Origin of the sequence: Rhodococcus sp. 05-2254-6 (assembly GCF_002258565.1) — a bacterium.
GTDB lineage: Bacteria > Actinomycetota > Actinomycetes > Mycobacteriales > Mycobacteriaceae > Rhodococcoides.
This window is the reverse complement of sequence record NZ_NOZF01000113.1, coordinates 1-17203: the sequence shown is the minus strand read 5'-3', so window position 1 is coordinate 17203 and position 17203 is coordinate 1. Positions and strand designations below refer to the sequence as shown.

Below are 17203 nucleotides of genomic sequence, written 5' to 3'. Positions count from 1 at the left end.
ATACACACTGTACCAAAAGGTACAGGCGAAGCCAATGGCTTCTCCTGACTGCTGATGCCCTCGCGCAGCGTGCAATCCGACCCGACAGGGTCTGCTCGAACTCGAGTTCCGGGAGCGGCTTGACTGTCGGGTGCGTCGACAATCGATCAGTGGCTCCCGCTGGACGTGATGCGTCCCAAGAAGGACACTGCAGTGGTGCTCACTCTCCGCCGCATCTCGCCGGTCTTCACCCCCGACGACCCGGACCAGGTTGCCCATCTGATTCGCGAGCGCATGACCCCACGGGCGTGACGCGCCCCGACGAGCGGTTCACACTCGCCAGCGAACGCACCTTTCTCGCCTGGCTGCGAACCTCTCTCGGCCTGCTCGCCGGCGGAATCGCGATCGTCCACCTGGTTCCCGATTTCAGCACCGGGTGGGTTCGGACGGCGCTGGGCCTGATTCTGATCGGTCTTGCTGCGGCGGCACCGATCATCGGTCTGCGACGGTGGATGCGCGTTCGCGATGCCCTCGAAAGTGGTGCACCGATGCCCGAGTCACGAGATCTGTGGATCTTCGCGGTAGGTATCGGCTTCGTAGCGGTACTGGCGGCAGTGGTCACGGTTCTGGGGATCCAGTAGAGCGTGGTGAACCACCACAGGTGCACAATCGAAGAACTAGGACGACCAACGACAGGAGTTCGGCGTGGCGCAGGGTCTCAAGCTGGGGTACAAGGCATCGGCGGAGCAGTTCGGACCGCGTGAGTTGGTCGAGCTCGGTGTGCTCGCCGAGCAGCACGGTATGGATTCGGCGACGGTCAGCGATCACTTCCAGCCGTGGCGGCACGAAGGCGGTCACGCACCGTTCTCGCTTGCCTGGATGACGGCCGTCGGGGAGCGGACGAACACGATTCAGCTCGGCACCTCGGTACTGACGCCGACGTTCCGTTACAACCCGTCGGTCATCGCGCAGGCGTTCGCGACGATGGGTTGCCTGTACCCCGGACGCATCATGCTGGGTGTGGGCACCGGAGAGGCGCTCAACGAGATCGCGACCGGATTCACCGGCGAATGGCCGGAGTTCAAGGAACGATTCGCGCGCCTGCGTGAGTCGGTGCGGTTGATGCGTGAGCTGTGGCTCGGCGACCGCGTCGACTTCGAGGGCGAGTACTACACCACCAAGGGCGCGTCGATCTACGACGTCCCCGAGGGCGGTATTCCGGTCTACATCGCGGCCGGCGGACCCGTGGTGGCGCGGTACGCAGGACGTGCGGGCGACGGATTCATCTGCACGTCGGGCAAGGGCATGGAGCTCTACACCGACAAGCTGCTTCCGGCCGTCGAAGAGGGCGCGGGCAAGGCCGAGCGCGACGCCGGCGAGATCGACAAGATGATCGAGATCAAGATCAGTTACGACACCGATCCCGAACTGGCGCTGGAGAACTGCCGTTTCTGGGCCCCGCTGTCACTGACGCCCGAGCAGAAGCACTCGATCGACGATCCGATCGAGATGGAGAAGGCCGCCGACGAGTTGCCGATCGAGCAGGTCGCCAAGCGCTGGATCGTCGCATCGGACCCGGACGAGGCAGTGGAGAAGGTCAAGCAGTACACCGATGCCGGCCTGAATCACTTGGTGTTCCACGCGCCCGGACACGATCAGAAGCGGTTCCTGGAGCTGTTCGAGAAGGACCTGGCCCCGCGCCTGCGCAAGCTCGGCTGAATCCCGAAGAGACTAGAGATCGGCCGCGAGTGCGAACAATCGCATGTCGCGGTCGGTCCGGGTCTCGTATTCGCCGTAGACCTCGACCATCGCGTCGAACTGCCGGTAGATACGAGCCTTCTCGTCGCCGGTGATCCGGGTGGCCGTCACCGGAATCTTCTTGCCGCCGATGGCCACCACGGCCTTCGGGTCTGCGAGGAGGTTCGACGTCCACGCCGGGTGGTGCTGCTGACCGAAATTGGATCCGACGACGTAGATCTTGTCGCCCTCCCGGTAGTACAGCAGCGGACTCGTCCTGGGCTTGCCGGATTTGCGGCCGGTGGTGGTCAGCAACACCACCGGAGCCGCGATCGGCCCGAGGACGGTGAAGCGGCCGTCGGATTTGGTCAAGAGCCACCGGTCGACGCCTGCGAGGTTCCGGATTACCCACGAACCGGGCTTCGTCGACGCGAACTTCACGGCGGGCTTGCGGATGAACGATGTTTCGCTGCCCCAGCGCACATCCGGGAACGGTGATTCGGCCATGGTTCATGGGACAACCCGACCGCGCCCGGTGTCAACACCCCACCTGCTGGGCAGGAGTGGAGCCTGCGGAACGAGCCCTACCAGCCAGGAGTGGAGCCCGCGGAACGACCCCTACTAGGCTGGCGGTCATGGCTGAGCCCAGCGGCACCGACGCGTCGGACATGTATCCCTCGAGCATCTACATCGCGTCACCGGAAGGGGATACCGGGAAATCGACCATCGCGCTCGGTGTGCTGCAGATGCTCGCCGCTTCCGCGGCCCGGGTGGGGGTGTTCCGTCCCATTGCTCGATCGACCGACGAACCCGATTACATCCTCGAGTTGCTCGTCGAGCACACCACCGCAGATCTGACGTACGAGCAGTCGCTCGGTGTCACGTACTAGCAGGTGCACGCCGATCAGGATGCAGCGCTCAGTGAGATCGTCAATCGCTATCACGAGGTGGCGTCCCAGTGCGACGCCGTGGTGATCGTGGGCAGTGATTACACCGACGTCGGCAGCCCCAGTGAACTCGGCTTCAATGCGCGCATCGCGGTCAATCTCGGTGCCCCCGTGTTGCTTGCGCTGCGCGGGTCCGGTCGCATGCCCGACGAAATCGCGCAGTTGGCCACTCTGTGCCAGGGCGAACTGCGTCAGCATCATGCCCACCTGGCTGCGATCGTGGCGAACCGTTGCGCCCCCGAGGATCTCGATGCGGTCACCGACGCGTTGGCGTCGGTCGGCGTGCCCGCGTGGTCTCTGCCGGAGATTCCGCTCCTCGTCGCGCCGACGATGGCGGAACTGCTCGAGGCGGTGGACGGCAAATTGTACTCCGGTGATTCGTCGCTGCTGCAGCGAGAAGCGTTGCGGGTCATGGTCGGTGGCATGACGGCCGAGCATATCCTCGAACGGCTCACCGAGGGCGTCGTCGTCATCGCGCCTGCAGATCGATCCGACGTATTGCTCGCCCTCGTCAATGCCCATGAGGCGGAGGGCTTTCCGTCTCTCGCCGGCATCATCATGAACGGCGGCATCGAACCCCATCCGGCGATCGCTCGTCTGGTGGCGGGCCTCGGCCCCCGATTGCCGATCCTGACCACCGAGCTCGGCACCTTCGACACCGCTTCTGCTGCAGCGCAGACGCGCGGCCGCGTGGCGGTGGGTTCGCAGCGCAAGGTGGACACCGCGCTCGGTCTGATGGAACAGCGGGTCGACGCGAAAACTCTTCTGGAGCGGCTCGACATCGCCATTCCCACCATCACGACCCCGCAGATGTTCGAGTACCAGCTGATCCACCGGGCGCGCGCCGATCGCAAGCACATCGTGCTCCCCGAGGGCGGCGACGATCGCATCCTCCGGGCTGCCGGACGTCTGCTGCAGCGTCAGGTTGCGGACCTGACGATCCTCGGCGAGGAAGGCCCCATTCGACGACGCGCATCGGAACTGGGCGTCGATCTCGACAGTGCGACGGTTCTCGACCCCAAGAACTGCGACTACGCCGAGGACTTCGCGGCCGAGTACACCGAGCTGCGCAAGCACAAGGGTATGACGATCGACCGTGCCCGCGAGATCATGGCCGACATCTCGTACTTCGGAACCATGATGGTGCACAAGGGAATTGCCGATGGCATGGTCTCGGGAGCGGCGCACACCACCGCGCACACCATCAAGCCGTCGTTCGAGATCATCAAGACGACCGAGGGCGTGTCGACGGTGTCGTCGATCTTCCTGATGTGCCTGTCCGATCGTGTTCTCGCCTACGGTGACTGCGCAGTCGTACCCGATCCGACGGCTGAGCAGCTCGCCGACATTGCCGTGTCCTCGGCGCAGACCTCGGCCCAGTTCGGGATCGAACCACGGGTGGCCATGCTGTCGTACTCCACCGGCGAATCCGGTTCCGGAGCGGACGTCGACAAGGTGCGGCAGGCCACAGCGCTTGTGCGCGAACGCAATCCGGAATTGCTCGTGGAGGGTCCGATCCAGTACGACGCGGCGATCGAACCGTCCGTCGCCGCGTCGAAGTTGCCTGATTCCGACGTGGCAGGCCGAGCGACGGTGTTCATCTTCCCGGACCTCAACACCGGCAACAACACCTACAAGGCCGTCCAGCGCAGCGCCGGCGCGGTTGCCGTCGGGCCGGTTCTGCAGGGCCTCCGCAAGCCCGTCAACGATCTCTCGCGCGGTGCGCTGGTCGAGGACATCGTCAACACCGTCGCCATCACGGCGATTCAGGCACAGGGCATCGCCGCCGCGGCCGATCAGGAGGGCAAGTGAGCATTCTCGTCGTCAACTCCGGTTCGTCCTCGGTCAAGTTCAAACTCGTAGACCCCGGCTCGGGGGAGTCCGTGGCCAGTGGGCTCGTCGAGCGCATCGGTGAATCCGACGGCCGAGTCGAACTCGACTATCGGGGTGAGAGTGTCGAGCGAATCCAGCACATCGACGACCACGGTGCCGGTCTGGCGCTGGCGTTCGAGATGCTCGCCGACGCAGGCGTCGAACTGGAGGCGGTCACCGCGGTCGGGCATCGTGTCGTCCACGGCGGGACCGTGTTCTACCGGCCGACGATCATCGACGACGCCGTCGTGCAGCAGATCTCGGACCTCAGTAGTCTTGCACCACTGCACAATCCGCCGAACGTGCTGGGCATCGAGGTCGCCAGGAAGCAGCTGCCGAACGTGCCGCACGTGGCAGTGTTCGACACCGCCTTCTTCCACTCCCTGCCCGACGCGGCCGCGACCTACGCCATCGACGCGAACGTCGCCGCCGAGCACGACATCAGGCGCTACGGCTTCCACGGCACCTCGCACCACTACGTCTCGGACCAGGTGGCGCAGTTCCTGGAACGCGATCTCGCGGAGCTGAATCAGATCGTGCTGCACCTGGGCAACGGGGCCTCGGCCTCGGCGGTCGCCGGCGGCAAGGCGGTCGACACCTCGATGGGACTGACTCCCCTCGAAGGTCTGGTGATGGGTACCCGCAGTGGGGATATCGACCCCGGGTTGATTCTGCATCTGCGTCGCAGCGCAGGCATGAGCGTCGACGACATCGATACCCTGCTCAACCGTCGCTCCGGGTTGATCGGACTGTCCGGGGTGAACGACTTCAGGCAACTGCAACAGCGGATCGACGACGGCGACGCCTCCGCACGCTTGGCATACGACGTCTACATCCACCGTCTGCGCAAGTACATCGGTGCGTACATGATCGAGCTGGGCCGGCTCGACGCCATCACGTTCACCGCCGGTGTCGGCGAGAACGCCGCAGCAGTGCGCGCCGATGCCCTCGCGAATCTCCAGGGCTTCGGCATCGAGATCGACCCAGAGCGTAATGCGCTGCGCAGCAAGCAGGCTCGGGTGATTTCCACCGACTCGTCGACCGTCACTGTGCTGGTGGTGCCCACCAACGAGGAGCTGGCGATCGCTCGGGCAGCGGACAGCCTGGTACGCAGCTAGAACAGCGAACGCGGCCGAATGGCGTTCGCCAGGTCCACCAACGAGAAACGGTGGGCGCGATCGGTGGCGTTGCGGGCCAGTGCCCTCAGGCCTTTCTCGGTGCCGCGCCGCAAGCCGTCCTCGGTGAACGGGACACTGAGAATGGGTTCTCGCTCGGCGGTGGCGGCGTGGCCGGAGACGATCCAGTCCAATGCCATCGCCAGTACGAGTGTCCGCATCTGCAGCGCCCGGCTCTCGGCTTTGGGCAGCAACGCCACTCGCCGTGCAGCAGAACGGAAATCGGCTTCGGACAGCTCCGCTCGCGAGCGGTCCATCAGCAGTGTCAGCACGCTGGTCATGCGCGCCATCGAGTAGTGCCGTGAGCTGATCGGCACCTGATCGAGGGCAGCGATTGCCCCGGTCTGATCTCCGCGCCGCTGCAACTGCCGGGCCAAGCCGAACGCCGAGCTCACGATGCCGCGATTGGTCCGCCACACCGCTCGATACAGTCCTTCGGCGCGGGCCCGCCACTTCTCGGCTTCCTCGCCGTTGCCCGCAGCCGCATGGCCGAGCAATTCCGAGGTGGCTCCGAGAGCGAGCTTGGGTGCGAGTTCGCCGGGCATCGCGCCGAGTACGTTGTCGAAACTCGTGAACGCAGAATTGTATTCGTGATGCAGTAGCGCGATCAGGCCTGCGTACCACTGCACTCGCCATGGATCCGCGGTGTGGTCGGTCGACTGCACCTTGGCCAGAATGTCGGTTGCTTCGACGACGTTCCCCAGATCCAGATGGGCCTTGACCTCGGCGAGGGTGATCTCGAGGCTCAGTTCCACGGGACTGGAGGACCCTGCGGAACGGCTCGATTCGGCTCCGGGGCTGACGCGTTCGATACCGTTGCGTTTGGCGTGCTGTAGCGAGTCCAGGGTCTGTCGAGGTTCGACGTGTACAGCCGCCGCCAGTAGCGGCGCGCTCGGGTCGTTGGGGTCCACCAGCGGAACCGGAAGCGCAGCAACCACTTCCGCGGCCGTCATTCGTTCGTGCCGTACCGTGCCGTCGACGTAGGTGTCTGTTCGTCCCACCGACTGCTCGGTGCCGAAGGTCGTACGAGGCGGGCTGAACACCGTCGACAGCCCCGGCCGCTCGACACCCGTCCTGATGGCCAGAATCTCACGCAGCACACCGGTGGCCTGCCCGGCGAACTCGTCCGCGGATCGGAACCGTCGAGTGGGATCCTCGTGTGTCGCGCGCAGCAACAGTCGATGCAGGGACGGAAATTGCTGTAGCACTTCGGATTCCTCGACCGAGGGGAGGCCGTCGAGGTACTTGCCGTTCTTCGACGGCATGTCCAGGGTCAACACCGCCAGCGTGCGGCCGACCGTGAAGATGTCCGACGCCACCGTCGGTCCCGTCTTGACGATCTCCGGTGCCTGGTAGCCCACCGTGCCGTACAGGTAGCCGTAGTCCTCGATACCCGCGACCGCACCGAGGTCGATCAGTTTGATCTGGTCGTCGGAGACCATGATGTTCTCGGGCTTGAGGTCGTTGTAGACCAGTCCGATCGAATGCAGATAGCCCAGTGCCGGAAGCACTTCGAGAACATAGGCCAGTGCCTGCTCGACGGGTAGGCGTGCTCCGTCGCCGCACGAGGTGAGGATGTCCCGCAGTGACCGGCCGCCGACGTACTCCATGACGATGAAGCCGACGGTCGATCCGTCGCTGCGGGGTTGCTCGACGAAGTTGTAGATCTTCACCACGCCGGGATGGGCGACCTCGGCGAGGAATTGACGCTCTGCAACCGCGACGGCATGGGCCTCTTCGTCACCGAAATGCAGCAGTCCCTTGAGCACCACCCAGCGGTCGCTGACGTTGCGGTCGATGGCGAGGTAGATCCAGCCGAGTCCGCCGTGCGCGATGCAGCCCTGCACGTCGTACTGGCCGACCACGCGGTCGCCCGGTTCCAGCAAGGGAGTGAAGTCGAACGTTGCGCCGCAGTGCGGACAGATGCCCATCGCCACGTCGGGCTCGTCCGGTTCACTGCGGCCCACCTTGGCGTTGCACTTCCAACAGAACCGCTTGTGCTGCGGCACCGTCGGATCCGACATCACGGCCGTGGCAGGATCGATCGGTTCGACGCGAGGCACTTCCACCAGACCGCCGCCGAGTCGCCGCCGAATCCCGGTGCTGCGCGATCGACCGGACCTCGACCGACCCGTCTTGGAACGGGTGGAAGCGGAGTACGACGCATTCGATGGCGGGGTTCGATCGTCGACCGGTGACCGCGAGACGGCCTGAGTGCGCTCGACGCCGTCCGTTCCCGAGACTGCTTGCGTTCTCGACACTGCCCGGGTGCGCTCGCTGTCGTCGGTGCGCGAGACCGCCTGTGTTCGCTCCGCTGGGGCCGTTGCCTGCTGTTCGTCGTCGTCCATGTTCCTACGCCCCTAATCGCTGTACGACGCGCTGGGCGGACCGGGGGAGGGGCCGAGCACGGTCAGCCACCGGTTGTAGATGCGATTCCACGTGCCGTCGGAGCGGATGCGTGCCAACGTGCCGTTGACGAACCGCACCAGATCCTCGTTGTTCTTGTTGATTCCCACCCCGTACGGCTCCGGGCTCAGGCTGTCACCGACGATCTCGAGGTACGGATCCTGTGCTGCCAGACCGGCGAGGATCGCGTCGTCGGTGCTGACGGCGTCGACCTGCCGTTGCTGCAGCACCACAAGGCAATCCGACCACATCGGTACCGTCACCACGGTCGCGGCGGGCTGGACGCGCTGGAGGCGTCGCAGCGAGGTGGTGCCCTCCACGGCGCACACCCGCTTGTTCGCCAGGTCCTCGACTCCGCGGATGCCCGACCCCTGCACCACCAGAACACGGTGCTGCGCTTGGAAGTACACGGTGGAGAACTGGACGTCCTTGCGGCGAGCGCACGTGATGGTCATGGTCTTGACCACCATGTCCACCGAAGAATTCTGCAGAGCTTCGAGCCGCTCCGCGGAGGTGAGGATACGGAAGTCCAACCGGTTGGGATCGCCGAACAGGTCTCGTGAGACCTCCCGTGCGATGTCGACATCGAAGCCGACCAGTTGCCCGGTCATCGGGTTGCGGAAGCTGAAAAGGTTGCTGCCCGTGTCCAGTCCGACGACCAAGCGGCCCTTGGCGCGCAGTGCGTCGACGGTCGGTTGCGGCGGCGGTGGAACATCGGTGCCGGTAGCCAGTGGTCGAAGGCTGGCGGTGGGGCGGGCGCACTCGTCGTCGGCTGGGCTCTCGGTGGGCCGCGCGGCGACGGACGCGCCTTCCGGCAGCGGCGGTTCGGTGAACGTCGTCTCGACCTGCGGCGCAGAGTTCTCGGGCGGTGCACAGCCGACCAACAGGGCGGTGACCAGGATGCCGACGGCGAGTAGACGTTTCACAGGTACTCCCGCAGTCTCGGGAACAGGCCGACGCCGAAGGCAACCGACGCGACGACGGTGAGCACGTACGCGCCGTTCGACAGCCCGGACAGCACCCATACCGATCGGTCGATGTTGGACCGCAGTTCGCTTCGCGCATTCTCGATTCCGTCGACCAGAACGCTGTCCAGTGCGGTGAACGCGGCCGCGGAATCGGACTCGCCGGTGCCGGTGGCAATGGAGACCGCACCGTTGAAATCGCCGACCTCCAGGGCGGAATCGATTCTGGAATGCGAGACCGACCACGTGTTCAGTGCATCGATCACCGCGGTGTCGCCCTGGAACATCTCCGTGAGCCGAGAGACGTTCGCGTCGAACGACTGTCCGTAATCCTGGCCGCCGCCGCGACGGGCGAGGTCGAGAGTTTCGTCCGCTCTGGCCTGTTGCGCCAGAATGAAACCCGTCGTGTAGGACTTCAGCGGAGACACGCCGCGGTCGATCGCGCGATCGGTGGCGATCGAGGAAATCAGTCCCACCACCAGCATCCAGCCGAGCAGGCCGGCGACAGCGACTGTGGCAGCAAGGAATCCGACGTTCAACGTGCGGCGAGTGGTCCGCGACAGGTACCACTGGGCCACGCCGGTCATCAGCAACAGGAACACCAGCGAGCCGATCGCGAACAGCGGCGGACTGGTGAATCGTTCCTGATCGGCCGACACCCGCGACGCCTGCTCGGTGTACAACTTCTCGGCCAGCGGCAGCAAAGTCGTCTGCATCATCGTCGACGCCTCGCCGAGATACGCCGCGCCCACCGGATTTCCGCTGCGGTTGTTGGCTCGCGCCGTCTCGACCAGACCGCTGTACACCGGTAACCCGGCGGCGATCTGCGTCAGCACCGCGCTGGTGGCCGCGTCGTTCTCGGCGACCCCGGCCGAGGCCGCGATCAGCTCGGACGACGCCTCGCCGAGCGCCTGCGAGTAGCGCTCGCGCACCTCGGGCGGCTCGAGACCGCCGGCGATGAAGGCGGTGGCCGCAGCTGCATCCGCCACCGACAGTGCCCCGTACAGATTCTGTGCCGAGTTCGCGAAGGGCTCGGTCCGCACCAACAGGGTGCCCAGGGTGTCGACCCGATCGGTCACGGCCGTGGACGCGAGATTTCCGACCGTCAACGCCAAGAACACCAGCGCGGTTCCCATCGCGACCAACCGCGCAGGCGTCGAACGCATCGTGTATCGAACCGGCGGCTTGCCTGCAGCGGCACCGACGTGTGTAGCCGTTGTCGGTGGGACGGCAGCGGAGGGGGTAATGCCGGCCGCGATCACGCACCCGAGCATATAAGCAGGCGGACCGTACTGCAGCCACTACAGCGCAGTCACTACAGAAGGATGATTCCCCTACGCTGGAGAGCATGCGTGGTGACGGGGACGGTTGGGTGATCGGTACGGACGGTTCTCGGCACTGGGGAAAGCACGGTGCCGCCGGACTGTTGCTGCGTGCACCGTCGAACACCGGTGAGCCGATGGTGCTGCTGCAGCACCGAGCGTTGTGGAGCCACCAGGGCGGAACTTGGGCACTACCCGGCGGAGCTCGCGATTCCCACGAGAGCACCGCGCACGCGGCGGTGCGCGAAGCCCACGAAGAAGCCGGTATCTCCGACGAACAGGTCAGGGTGCGCAGTGAGCGCGTCACCGCAAGTGTCGAGAGCGGCTGGTCGTACACCACCGTCGTCGCCGATACCGACCACCCTCTGACCACCGTGCCCAACGGCGAGAGCACCGAACTGCGCTGGGTGCCGGAGTCGATCGTCGACGAACTCCCGTTGCACCCGGGTTTCGCGTCCAGTTGGCCGTCGCTGCGCACCGTGCCGCTGCGGGTGCTGCTCGACACCGCCAACGTGCTCGGCTCGCGACCGAACGGGTGGTGGAAGGACCGCGCCGGATCGACCGGTGCACTGCTGACTTCGCTCGCCGAGACGCTGCCGCGCACCGTCGAACTACCCAGCGGTCAGTACGGCTGGCTCACCCGCATCGAAGCCGTGCTCGAGGGCCAGGCCAGGGACGCGGTCGTCGACGACCCCCGAACCCGGACGATTCTCGCCGACGGCAGCGGCGACGACACCCTCGCTGATCAAGCACACCGGGGCGGAGACCTGACGGCGATGGTCACCGCCGACCGTGGACTACGCGACCGGCTGCCGGAGTCGGTCCAGGTCCTGACGCCGTCGTCGGTTCTTGCGTGGCTGTAGCGCTCTAAGCCTGCAGCGCCTGAACCAACGAACGAGCGGCCGCCTGCGGGTCCCTGGCCTCGGTGATGGCGCGAACCACCACGATGCGGTCGGCACCGGCTGCCTTGACCTGATCCACGTTGGTCGCGTCGACGCCGCCGATGGCGAACCACGGCCGCTCCGGTAGCGCGTCCGCAGTCGCCCGCAGAGCCTCGAGCCCGGCGGCCGAGCGGTTGGGCTTGGTGGGCGTCGGCCACACCGGACCGACGGCGAAGTAGTCGACGCCGTCCTCGATCGCGGCGAGCGAGGACTGGGCGCGGTTCTGCGTCGAGCGCCCGATCACCACGTCCGGGCCGAGGATCTGCCGTGCGTAGTGCACCGGTAGATCGCCCTGGCCCAGATGCAGCACGTCTGCACCCGAGGCCAACGCCAGATCCGCGCGATCGTTGACCGCCAACAGTGCCCCGTGCCGTTTGGTCGCGGCGAGCAGAATCGCCAGCGCAGCGAGCTCGTCCTTGGCCTCGAGGGGGCCGAACTCGCGCTCGCCCGCAGAGTTCTTGTCGCGCAGCTGGATGATGTCGACGCCACCGGACAGCGCGGCCTCGGCGAACTGCGCGAGATCGCCCTTGTCGCGCCTGGCATCGGTACACAGGTACAGGCGAGCGGACGCAAGACGCTCACGGGGAGTCTGATTGCGGGCGGTCTGAGATGGATGCACAAAGCGAACTGTATTCTCATGGTGGCCGCCACCGACGACGGAGTGGCCGAGAAATCGCGGGAGTCCCGGGGATCGTGGGGCTGAGAGTGGGTTCGCCGCCCTTACCGTCAATACCTGAACCCGATCATGCGGGCGCAGGGAGTGAGGACGTGAGTCGCGTGTATATCGTCGTTATCGGCGGAGGCGTCATCGGGTTGTCGACGGCGCTGCGCCTGGCCGAGGACGGTCATCGGGTCGTCGTGCACGATCCCGCGCTGGGAAAAGGCGCGTCGTGGGTCGCGGGCGGAATGCTGGCACCGTTGTCCGAGGGTTGGCCCGGCGAACACGAACTGCTGCATCTCGGTGCCGCGTCGTTGGCGCGCTGGCCGGAATTTGCCCGACGCCTTCCCGGCCCCTCGGTGTTCTCCGCAGCAGGATCGGTGACGGTTGCCCTCGACTCCGCCGATGCGGCCGATCTACGCACCATCGCCGAATGGGTGGGCGAGCAGGGACACGAACTCGAGATTCTGGGACGGGCGCAGCTGCGTGAGCTCGAACCTGCTCTGGCGCAGAACATTCGACTCGGCCTGCTGGCTCCGACCGAACTGTCGGTGGACAACCGGGCGCTGATCGCCGCGCTCGAGCAGGGATGTCTGGACGCGGGCGTCGAGTTCGTGGTTAGCTCGGTCGACGTACTTCCCGACGCCGATCAGGTGGTCCTGGCCGCCGGTTCTCGCTGTTCCGCACTGTGGCCGACACTGCCGGTGAGGCCGGTGAAAGGCGAGATCCTGCGGCTGCGTCGTAGGCCCAGCTCCGCACCGCCGCCGCACCGCACCATTCGCGGAACCGTGCACGGACGCCCGATCTACCTGGTGCCACGCGGTGACGGATTGGTCGTCGGCGCAACACAATACGAATCCGGTGAGGACACCCAGGTCACCGTCGCCGGGGTACGAGACCTTATCGCCGACGCCGAACGACTCATGCCGAGCATCGGCGAATACGAACTGTACGAAACCGCTGCCGGCCTACGGCCGATGAGCCCCGACGGACTCCCGATCATCGGCAGACTCGCCGAGAACGTGGTCGTCGCCACCGGACACGGCCGCAACGGCATCCTGCTCGCGCCCATCACCGCCGACACCGTCGCCGCGTTGATCTCCGGTGACGCCCTGCCCGAGGCCAAAGCAGCCACACCCGAACGCTTTGCACACATCGAGAGGACACCATGACACAGGTCGCGATCGGCATCACCGTCAACGGCGAGGATCACCTGCTCACCGAGGACATGACCATGCGTCGGCTGCTCGAATTCCTGGGCCTGCCCGAGAAGGGCATCGCCGTCGCCGTCGACGGAGCGGTACTGCCCAAGAGTCGCTGGGACACCACCAGCGTCGAAAAGGGTTGGACCATCGACGTTCTCACCGCAGTGCAGGGTGGTTGAGGGCATGGCGGGTTTGACGATCGCGGGCCGCACCTTCACTTCCCGCCTCATCACCGGCACCGGGGGAGCGGCGAATCTCGCAGTGCTCGAGGAAGCCCTCGTCGCGTCGGGAACCGAACTGACCACCGTCGCGATGCGCCGTGTCGACGCCGCGGGTGGGACGGGAGTGCTGGATCTGCTGCGCCGGTTGAACATCGCGCCGCTGCCGAACACTGCTGGCTGCCGCGGCGCAGCTGAAGCGGTGCTCACCGCGCAACTCGGCCGTGAGGCGCTCGAAACCGACTGGGTGAAACTCGAAGTGATCGCCGACGAGCGAACCCTGCTGCCCGACGCCATCGAATTGGTCAAGGCCGCAGAACAACTCGTCGACGACGGCTTCCAGGTGCTGCCGTACATCACCGACGACCCGGTCCTGGCGAAGCGACTCGAGGACATCGGCTGCGTCGCCGTCATGCCGCTCGGCTCACCCATCGGCACCGGCCTCGGCATCGCCAACCCGCACAACATCGAGATGATCGTCGACGCCGCCTCGGTGCCGGTGATCCTCGACGCGGGCATCGGCACCGCCAGCGACGCCACCCTCGCAATGGAACTCGGCTGCGATGCGGTGCTGCTCGCGACCGCGGTGACCAGGGCAAAAGATCCGGCGCTGATGGCGTCGGCGATGCGGAACGCGGTGGCCGCGGGCTACCAGGCCAGGCATGCGGGCCGAATTCCGAAACGATTCTGGGCTCAGGCCAGCTCGCCCATGTGATCACCTGCGTTGCCTGGGGTGCTGCGTTGCTTGGGGCCCTGCGTTGCCTGGGGTGCTGCGAATCCGGCAAACGCGCGCGCGTTCGTGAAACGCGTGCGGAATAGTGGCGGGTACGGGGGCGATTCCGCGCGCATCTGGCAAACGCGCGCGCTTTTGCGGCCTGGCCCAGGTGGCCGCGTGCCGCGATGCCGCCGACGCTCATATGGCCGTGTGTCGCCGACACTCATATGGCTGCGTGCCGCCGACGCTGCCGCCTCCTCACCTCCGGCAAACGCGCGCGCGTTCGTGAAACGCGTGCGGAATAGTGGCGGATACTGGGGCGATTCCGCGCGCGTCTGGCAAACGCGCGCGCTTTTGCAGCCTGGCCCAGGTGGCCGCGTGCCGCCCAGGTGGCCGCGTGCCGCCCAGGTGACCGCTGCATTGTCTGCGACCGCGCGCCCATGTGACCGCGTGCCGCCGAAGTGACCGACTGTCTCAGGGTTGGGTCATCCGAAAGGATGATGCAACTGACGACTGTGGGTCGATGTGCGGACGCTGTCAATGGGGGAAGGTTGACCCATGATCGAAGTGACAGGACTGACCAAGCAGTACGGCGCGGTGACGGCGGTCGACAACCTCACCTTCACCATCAAGCCCGGCATCGTGACCGGATTCCTCGGCCCCAACGGCGCAGGCAAATCGACCACGATGCGGATGATTCTCGGTCTCGACCGCCCCACCTCGGGAACGGCGACCATCGAGGGCAAGAGCTACAGCCACCTGAAGCAGCCACTGCGTACCGTCGGCGCTCTGCTCGACGCCAAGTGGGTGCACCCCAATCGCTCGGCGCGTGCGCATCTCGAGTGGATGGCGGCCTCCAACGGCATTCCGAAGTCGCGCGTCGACGAGGTACTGCGCCTGGTGGGCCTGTCCGAGGTCGCGAAGAAGAATGCGGGCGGCTTCTCGCTCGGTATGTCGCAGCGGCTCGGACTCGCGGGCGCATTGCTCGGTGACCCCAAGGTGCTGCTGTTCGACGAGCCGGTCAACGGACTCGATCCCGAGGGCATCGTCTGGATCCGAAAGTTCATGCAGCGCTTGGCAGCCGAGGGCCGCACCGTTCTGGTCTCGAGCCACCTGCTCTCGGAGATGGCGCAGACCGCAGAGCACCTCATCGTCATCGGACGCGGCAAGTTGATCTCCGATTCGACGGTGCAGGAATTCATCGACCATGCTTCCGAAGCATCGGTACGCGTGCGCAGCCCGCAGCTCGACGGACTCCGCCAGGCCCTGACCACCGCCGGTCTCACCGTGCGTGAGCCGGACAAGACAGACGAACTTCAGCCCTCGTTGGTGGTGCTGAACTCCACGACAGACGCGATCGGCGACATCGCCGGTCGAGCTGGAATCACATTGCACGAGTTGGCCTCTCAGCGCGGCTCGCTCGAGGAAGCATTCATGAAACTCACCGGAGACACAGTGCAATATCACGGCGCGGGAGCCGAAAACCCCAACAATCAGCAAGCAATGGGCGGTGCACTCTGATGGGCGTCTTGGCAGCAGAAAGAATCAAGTTCACCTCGACCAAGTCGCCGTGGTGGTGCAGCGCGATCATCGTGGTTCTCGGTCTCGGGTTCGCGGCAATACTGGGGTGGGCTGCACAGTTGGCCACCGACACCGATGCGCCCGAGGGCATTCCGCCCACGACGGCAGCCGACGTCGTAGGACTCGGCGTCGGAACGTTCGGTTCGATGGTGCTGATGATCCTGGCCGCGTTGACCGTGACCAGCGAGTACCGTTTCGGACTCATCCGCACCACGTTCCAGGCCGTGACCAACCGAGGATCGGTGCTGGCGGCCAAGGCCCTGCTGGTCGGTGTCTACGGTGCGATCCTGTCGTTCGTGCTCGCCGTCATCGGGCTCTACCTCGCCAAGGCGCTCGCCGGTGAGCAGGCAGGTGCGCTGCTGGGCTTCGACATCGATGGAACCTGGCGCATCCTGTACGGCACCGCCATCCTGGCGTTCGTCCAGGTGGTTCTGGCCATCGGCGTCGGCGCTCTCATGCGGCAGTCCGCCGGAGCAATTGCCATCCTGCTGCTGTGGCCACTGCTCATCGAGAACCTCGTCGGGGTGATTCCGACGGTCGGCGAGAAGATCCAGCCGTTCCTGCCCTTCCTCAACGCCAATCACTTCCTCGGATCCGGCGGCGGCGTCGACTTCCACTGGGGTCCGATCGGCGGCCTGATCTACTTCGTCGCCTTCACCGCGGTGATCTTCGGAGCAGCGGTGTTCGTCGTCAATCGTCGGGACGCCTGACGCCGCTCGCCGGTAGGGTGTCCGCTATGCGGATTTCCTTGCTTGCAAGTAGCGCTGTCACTGTCTTGATTCTGGCCGGTTGCTCGTCCACCTCGGACGAGGAACCGGCCAGAGTTTTCGCTACACCCGACGGGCCTGGCCTGGCGGAAGCGGTCACCGAGGAGGCGTTGGTGGGGCACCTCGAACAACTGGAAGCCATCGCCGCCGAGAACGACGGAAACCGCGCGGCCGGCACCGCCGGGTACGACGCGAGTGTCGATTATGTTGTCTCGCAACTCGAATCGGCCGGGTTCGAAGTAACCACTCCGGAATTCGATTTCAACACCTTCGAGGCGCAGACCCAGACCCTGTCGGTGGCGGGTACCGAGATCCCGGTGTTCGCGCTCAGTTACTCGCCGACCACCACCGCCGAGGGGATCACCGCACGCGTCGTCGGCGCTCCCGCCGGTGCAGACGGCTGCGAGGCGACCGACTACACCGGCCTCGACCTGGCCGGAGCCGTTGCGGTCGTGCCGCGCGGAGTGTGCCCGTTCGGTGTGAAGCAAACTGTTGCAGCGGAACTGGGAGCGGCCGCCGCGATCATCGTCAACAACGAACCGGGACCGCTCGATTCGGGCACACTCGGCGACACCGACACCGCTCGGATTCCGACCGGCGGCGTCAGCCAGGAGGACGCGGCGGCCGTTCTGGCCGCACCCGAGGTGACGCTGACCCTCGTCACCGAGACCGAAACGACCACCAGCCGCAACATCATTGCGCAGACCACCACCGG

The 17203-nt window shown here is 65.8% G+C and carries 16 protein-coding genes and 1 pseudogene; 12 read left to right on the top strand and 5 right to left on the bottom strand.

Going from position 1 to position 17203, the window contains the following annotated elements; translation table 11 throughout:
• The first annotated feature begins 168 nt into the window (after positions 1-168).
• From CH256_RS28595 to fgd, 3 genes are all read left to right on the top strand, one after another.
• The gene (locus CH256_RS28595) at positions 169-291 is read left to right on the top strand and encodes a hypothetical protein (protein WP_256980847.1); all 123 of its coding nucleotides are present in this window, start codon (positions 169-171) and stop codon (positions 289-291) included.
• The gene (locus tag CH256_RS14525; RefSeq protein WP_068048031.1) at positions 288-620 is read left to right on the top strand and encodes a YidH family protein; all 333 of its coding nucleotides are present in this window, start codon (positions 288-290) and stop codon (positions 618-620) included. The genes CH256_RS28595 and CH256_RS14525 overlap by 4 nt, the downstream gene beginning before the upstream one ends.
• 64 nt (positions 621-684) lie before the next feature.
• Positions 685-1698 carry a glucose-6-phosphate dehydrogenase (coenzyme-F420) gene (fgd, locus tag CH256_RS14520; protein WP_032401751.1) on the top strand — a complete coding sequence of 338 codons (1014 nt, stop codon included), beginning with the start codon at positions 685-687 and terminating at the stop codon, positions 1696-1698.
• Positions 1699-1710: 12 nt separating this feature from the next.
• On the opposite strand, the gene CH256_RS14515 is transcribed toward fgd, so the two are convergent.
• Complete coding sequence (locus tag CH256_RS14515) at positions 1711-2223, bottom strand: nitroreductase/quinone reductase family protein (RefSeq protein WP_068048034.1); 513 nt, start codon at positions 2221-2223, stop codon at positions 1711-1713.
• A 161-nt stretch (positions 2224-2384) separates the two neighbouring features.
• On the opposite strand from CH256_RS14515, the pseudogene pta reads away from it, so the two are divergent.
• Positions 2385-4475 (top strand): annotated as a pseudogene (gene pta, locus CH256_RS14510) (phosphate acetyltransferase).
• On the top strand, positions 4472-5653 hold the full coding sequence (locus CH256_RS14505; RefSeq protein WP_094669931.1) for an acetate kinase: 1182 nt from the start codon (positions 4472-4474) through the stop codon (positions 5651-5653). The pseudogene pta and the gene CH256_RS14505 overlap by 4 nt, the downstream one beginning before the upstream one ends.
• Here CH256_RS14505 and CH256_RS14500 read toward each other — a convergent pair.
• From CH256_RS14500 to CH256_RS14490, 3 genes are read right to left on the bottom strand one after another with little or no spacing between them, the layout of a single operon-like run.
• A complete protein-coding gene (locus tag CH256_RS14500) occupies positions 5650-8058 on the bottom strand; it encodes a serine/threonine-protein kinase (protein ID WP_094669930.1) in 2409 nt (802 codons plus the stop codon). The genes CH256_RS14505 and CH256_RS14500 overlap by 4 nt on opposite strands.
• Before the next feature lie 12 nt (positions 8059-8070).
• Complete coding sequence (locus tag CH256_RS14495; RefSeq protein ID WP_094669929.1) at positions 8071-9042, bottom strand: glutamate ABC transporter substrate-binding protein; 972 nt, start codon at positions 9040-9042, stop codon at positions 8071-8073.
• Complete coding sequence (locus tag CH256_RS14490; RefSeq protein ID WP_231893724.1) at positions 9039-10343, bottom strand: hypothetical protein; 1305 nt, start codon at positions 10341-10343, stop codon at positions 9039-9041. The genes CH256_RS14495 and CH256_RS14490 overlap by 4 nt, the downstream gene beginning before the upstream one ends.
• An 86-nt stretch (positions 10344-10429) precedes the next feature.
• Between CH256_RS14490 and CH256_RS14485 the strand changes: the two genes are divergently transcribed.
• On the top strand, positions 10430-11266 hold the full coding sequence (locus CH256_RS14485; protein ID WP_094669928.1) for an NUDIX hydrolase: 837 nt from the start codon (positions 10430-10432) through the stop codon (positions 11264-11266).
• A gap of 4 nt (positions 11267-11270) precedes the next feature.
• Here CH256_RS14485 and thiE read toward each other — a convergent pair whose 3' ends face one another.
• Positions 11271-11963, bottom strand: coding sequence for a thiamine phosphate synthase (gene thiE, locus CH256_RS14480; RefSeq protein ID WP_068048054.1), 693 nt, complete (start codon positions 11961-11963; stop codon positions 11271-11273).
• 158 nt (positions 11964-12121) lie between these two features.
• On the opposite strand from thiE, the gene thiO reads away from it, so the two are divergent.
• The 6 genes from thiO to CH256_RS14450 all read left to right on the top strand — a co-directional run.
• The gene (thiO, locus tag CH256_RS14475) at positions 12122-13174 is read left to right on the top strand and encodes a glycine oxidase ThiO (RefSeq protein ID WP_373454825.1); all 1053 of its coding nucleotides are present in this window, start codon (positions 12122-12124) and stop codon (positions 13172-13174) included.
• On the top strand, positions 13171-13386 hold the full coding sequence (thiS, locus tag CH256_RS14470; protein WP_037186702.1) for a sulfur carrier protein ThiS: 216 nt from the start codon (positions 13171-13173) through the stop codon (positions 13384-13386). Before thiO ends, thiS begins: the two co-directional genes overlap by 4 nt.
• A gap of 4 nt (positions 13387-13390) precedes the next feature.
• On the top strand, positions 13391-14140 hold the full coding sequence (locus tag CH256_RS14465) for a thiazole synthase (protein WP_094669926.1): 750 nt from the start codon (positions 13391-13393) through the stop codon (positions 14138-14140).
• A gap of 558 nt (positions 14141-14698) precedes the next feature.
• Positions 14699-15661 carry an ABC transporter ATP-binding protein gene (locus CH256_RS14460; RefSeq protein ID WP_094640986.1) on the top strand — a complete coding sequence of 321 codons (963 nt, stop codon included), beginning with the start codon at positions 14699-14701 and terminating at the stop codon, positions 15659-15661.
• Entirely contained in the window at positions 15661-16431 is a 771-nt protein-coding gene (locus CH256_RS14455; RefSeq protein ID WP_068048066.1) for an ABC transporter permease, read from the top strand. The genes CH256_RS14460 and CH256_RS14455 overlap by 1 nt, the downstream gene beginning before the upstream one ends.
• Positions 16432-16457: 26 nt before the next feature.
• The coding region (locus CH256_RS14450) for a PA domain-containing protein (RefSeq protein ID WP_306438719.1) at positions 16458-17203 on the top strand (746 nt) is incomplete at its 3' end.

Bases quoted from the DNA above. Each gene is read 5' to 3' on its own strand.
- CH256_RS14485 (WP_094669928.1), top strand. From the start codon at position 10,430: ATGCGTGGTGACGGGGACGGTTGGGTGATCGGTACGGACGGTTCTCGG.
- CH256_RS14515 (WP_068048034.1), bottom strand. From the start codon at position 2,223: ATGGCCGAATCACCGTTCCCGGATGTGCGCTGGGGCAGCGAAACATCG.
- CH256_RS14460 (WP_094640986.1), top strand. From the start codon at position 14,699: ATGATCGAAGTGACAGGACTGACCAAGCAGTACGGCGCGGTGACGGCG.
- CH256_RS14465 (WP_094669926.1), top strand. From the start codon at position 13,391: ATGGCGGGTTTGACGATCGCGGGCCGCACCTTCACTTCCCGCCTCATC.
- CH256_RS28595 (WP_256980847.1), top strand. From the start codon at position 169: ATGCGTCCCAAGAAGGACACTGCAGTGGTGCTCACTCTCCGCCGCATC.
- CH256_RS14455 (WP_068048066.1), top strand. From the start codon at position 15,661: ATGGGCGTCTTGGCAGCAGAAAGAATCAAGTTCACCTCGACCAAGTCG.
- thiS (WP_037186702.1), top strand. From the start codon at position 13,171: ATGACACAGGTCGCGATCGGCATCACCGTCAACGGCGAGGATCACCTG.
- CH256_RS14500 (WP_094669930.1), bottom strand. From the start codon at position 8,058: ATGGACGACGACGAACAGCAGGCAACGGCCCCAGCGGAGCGAACACAG.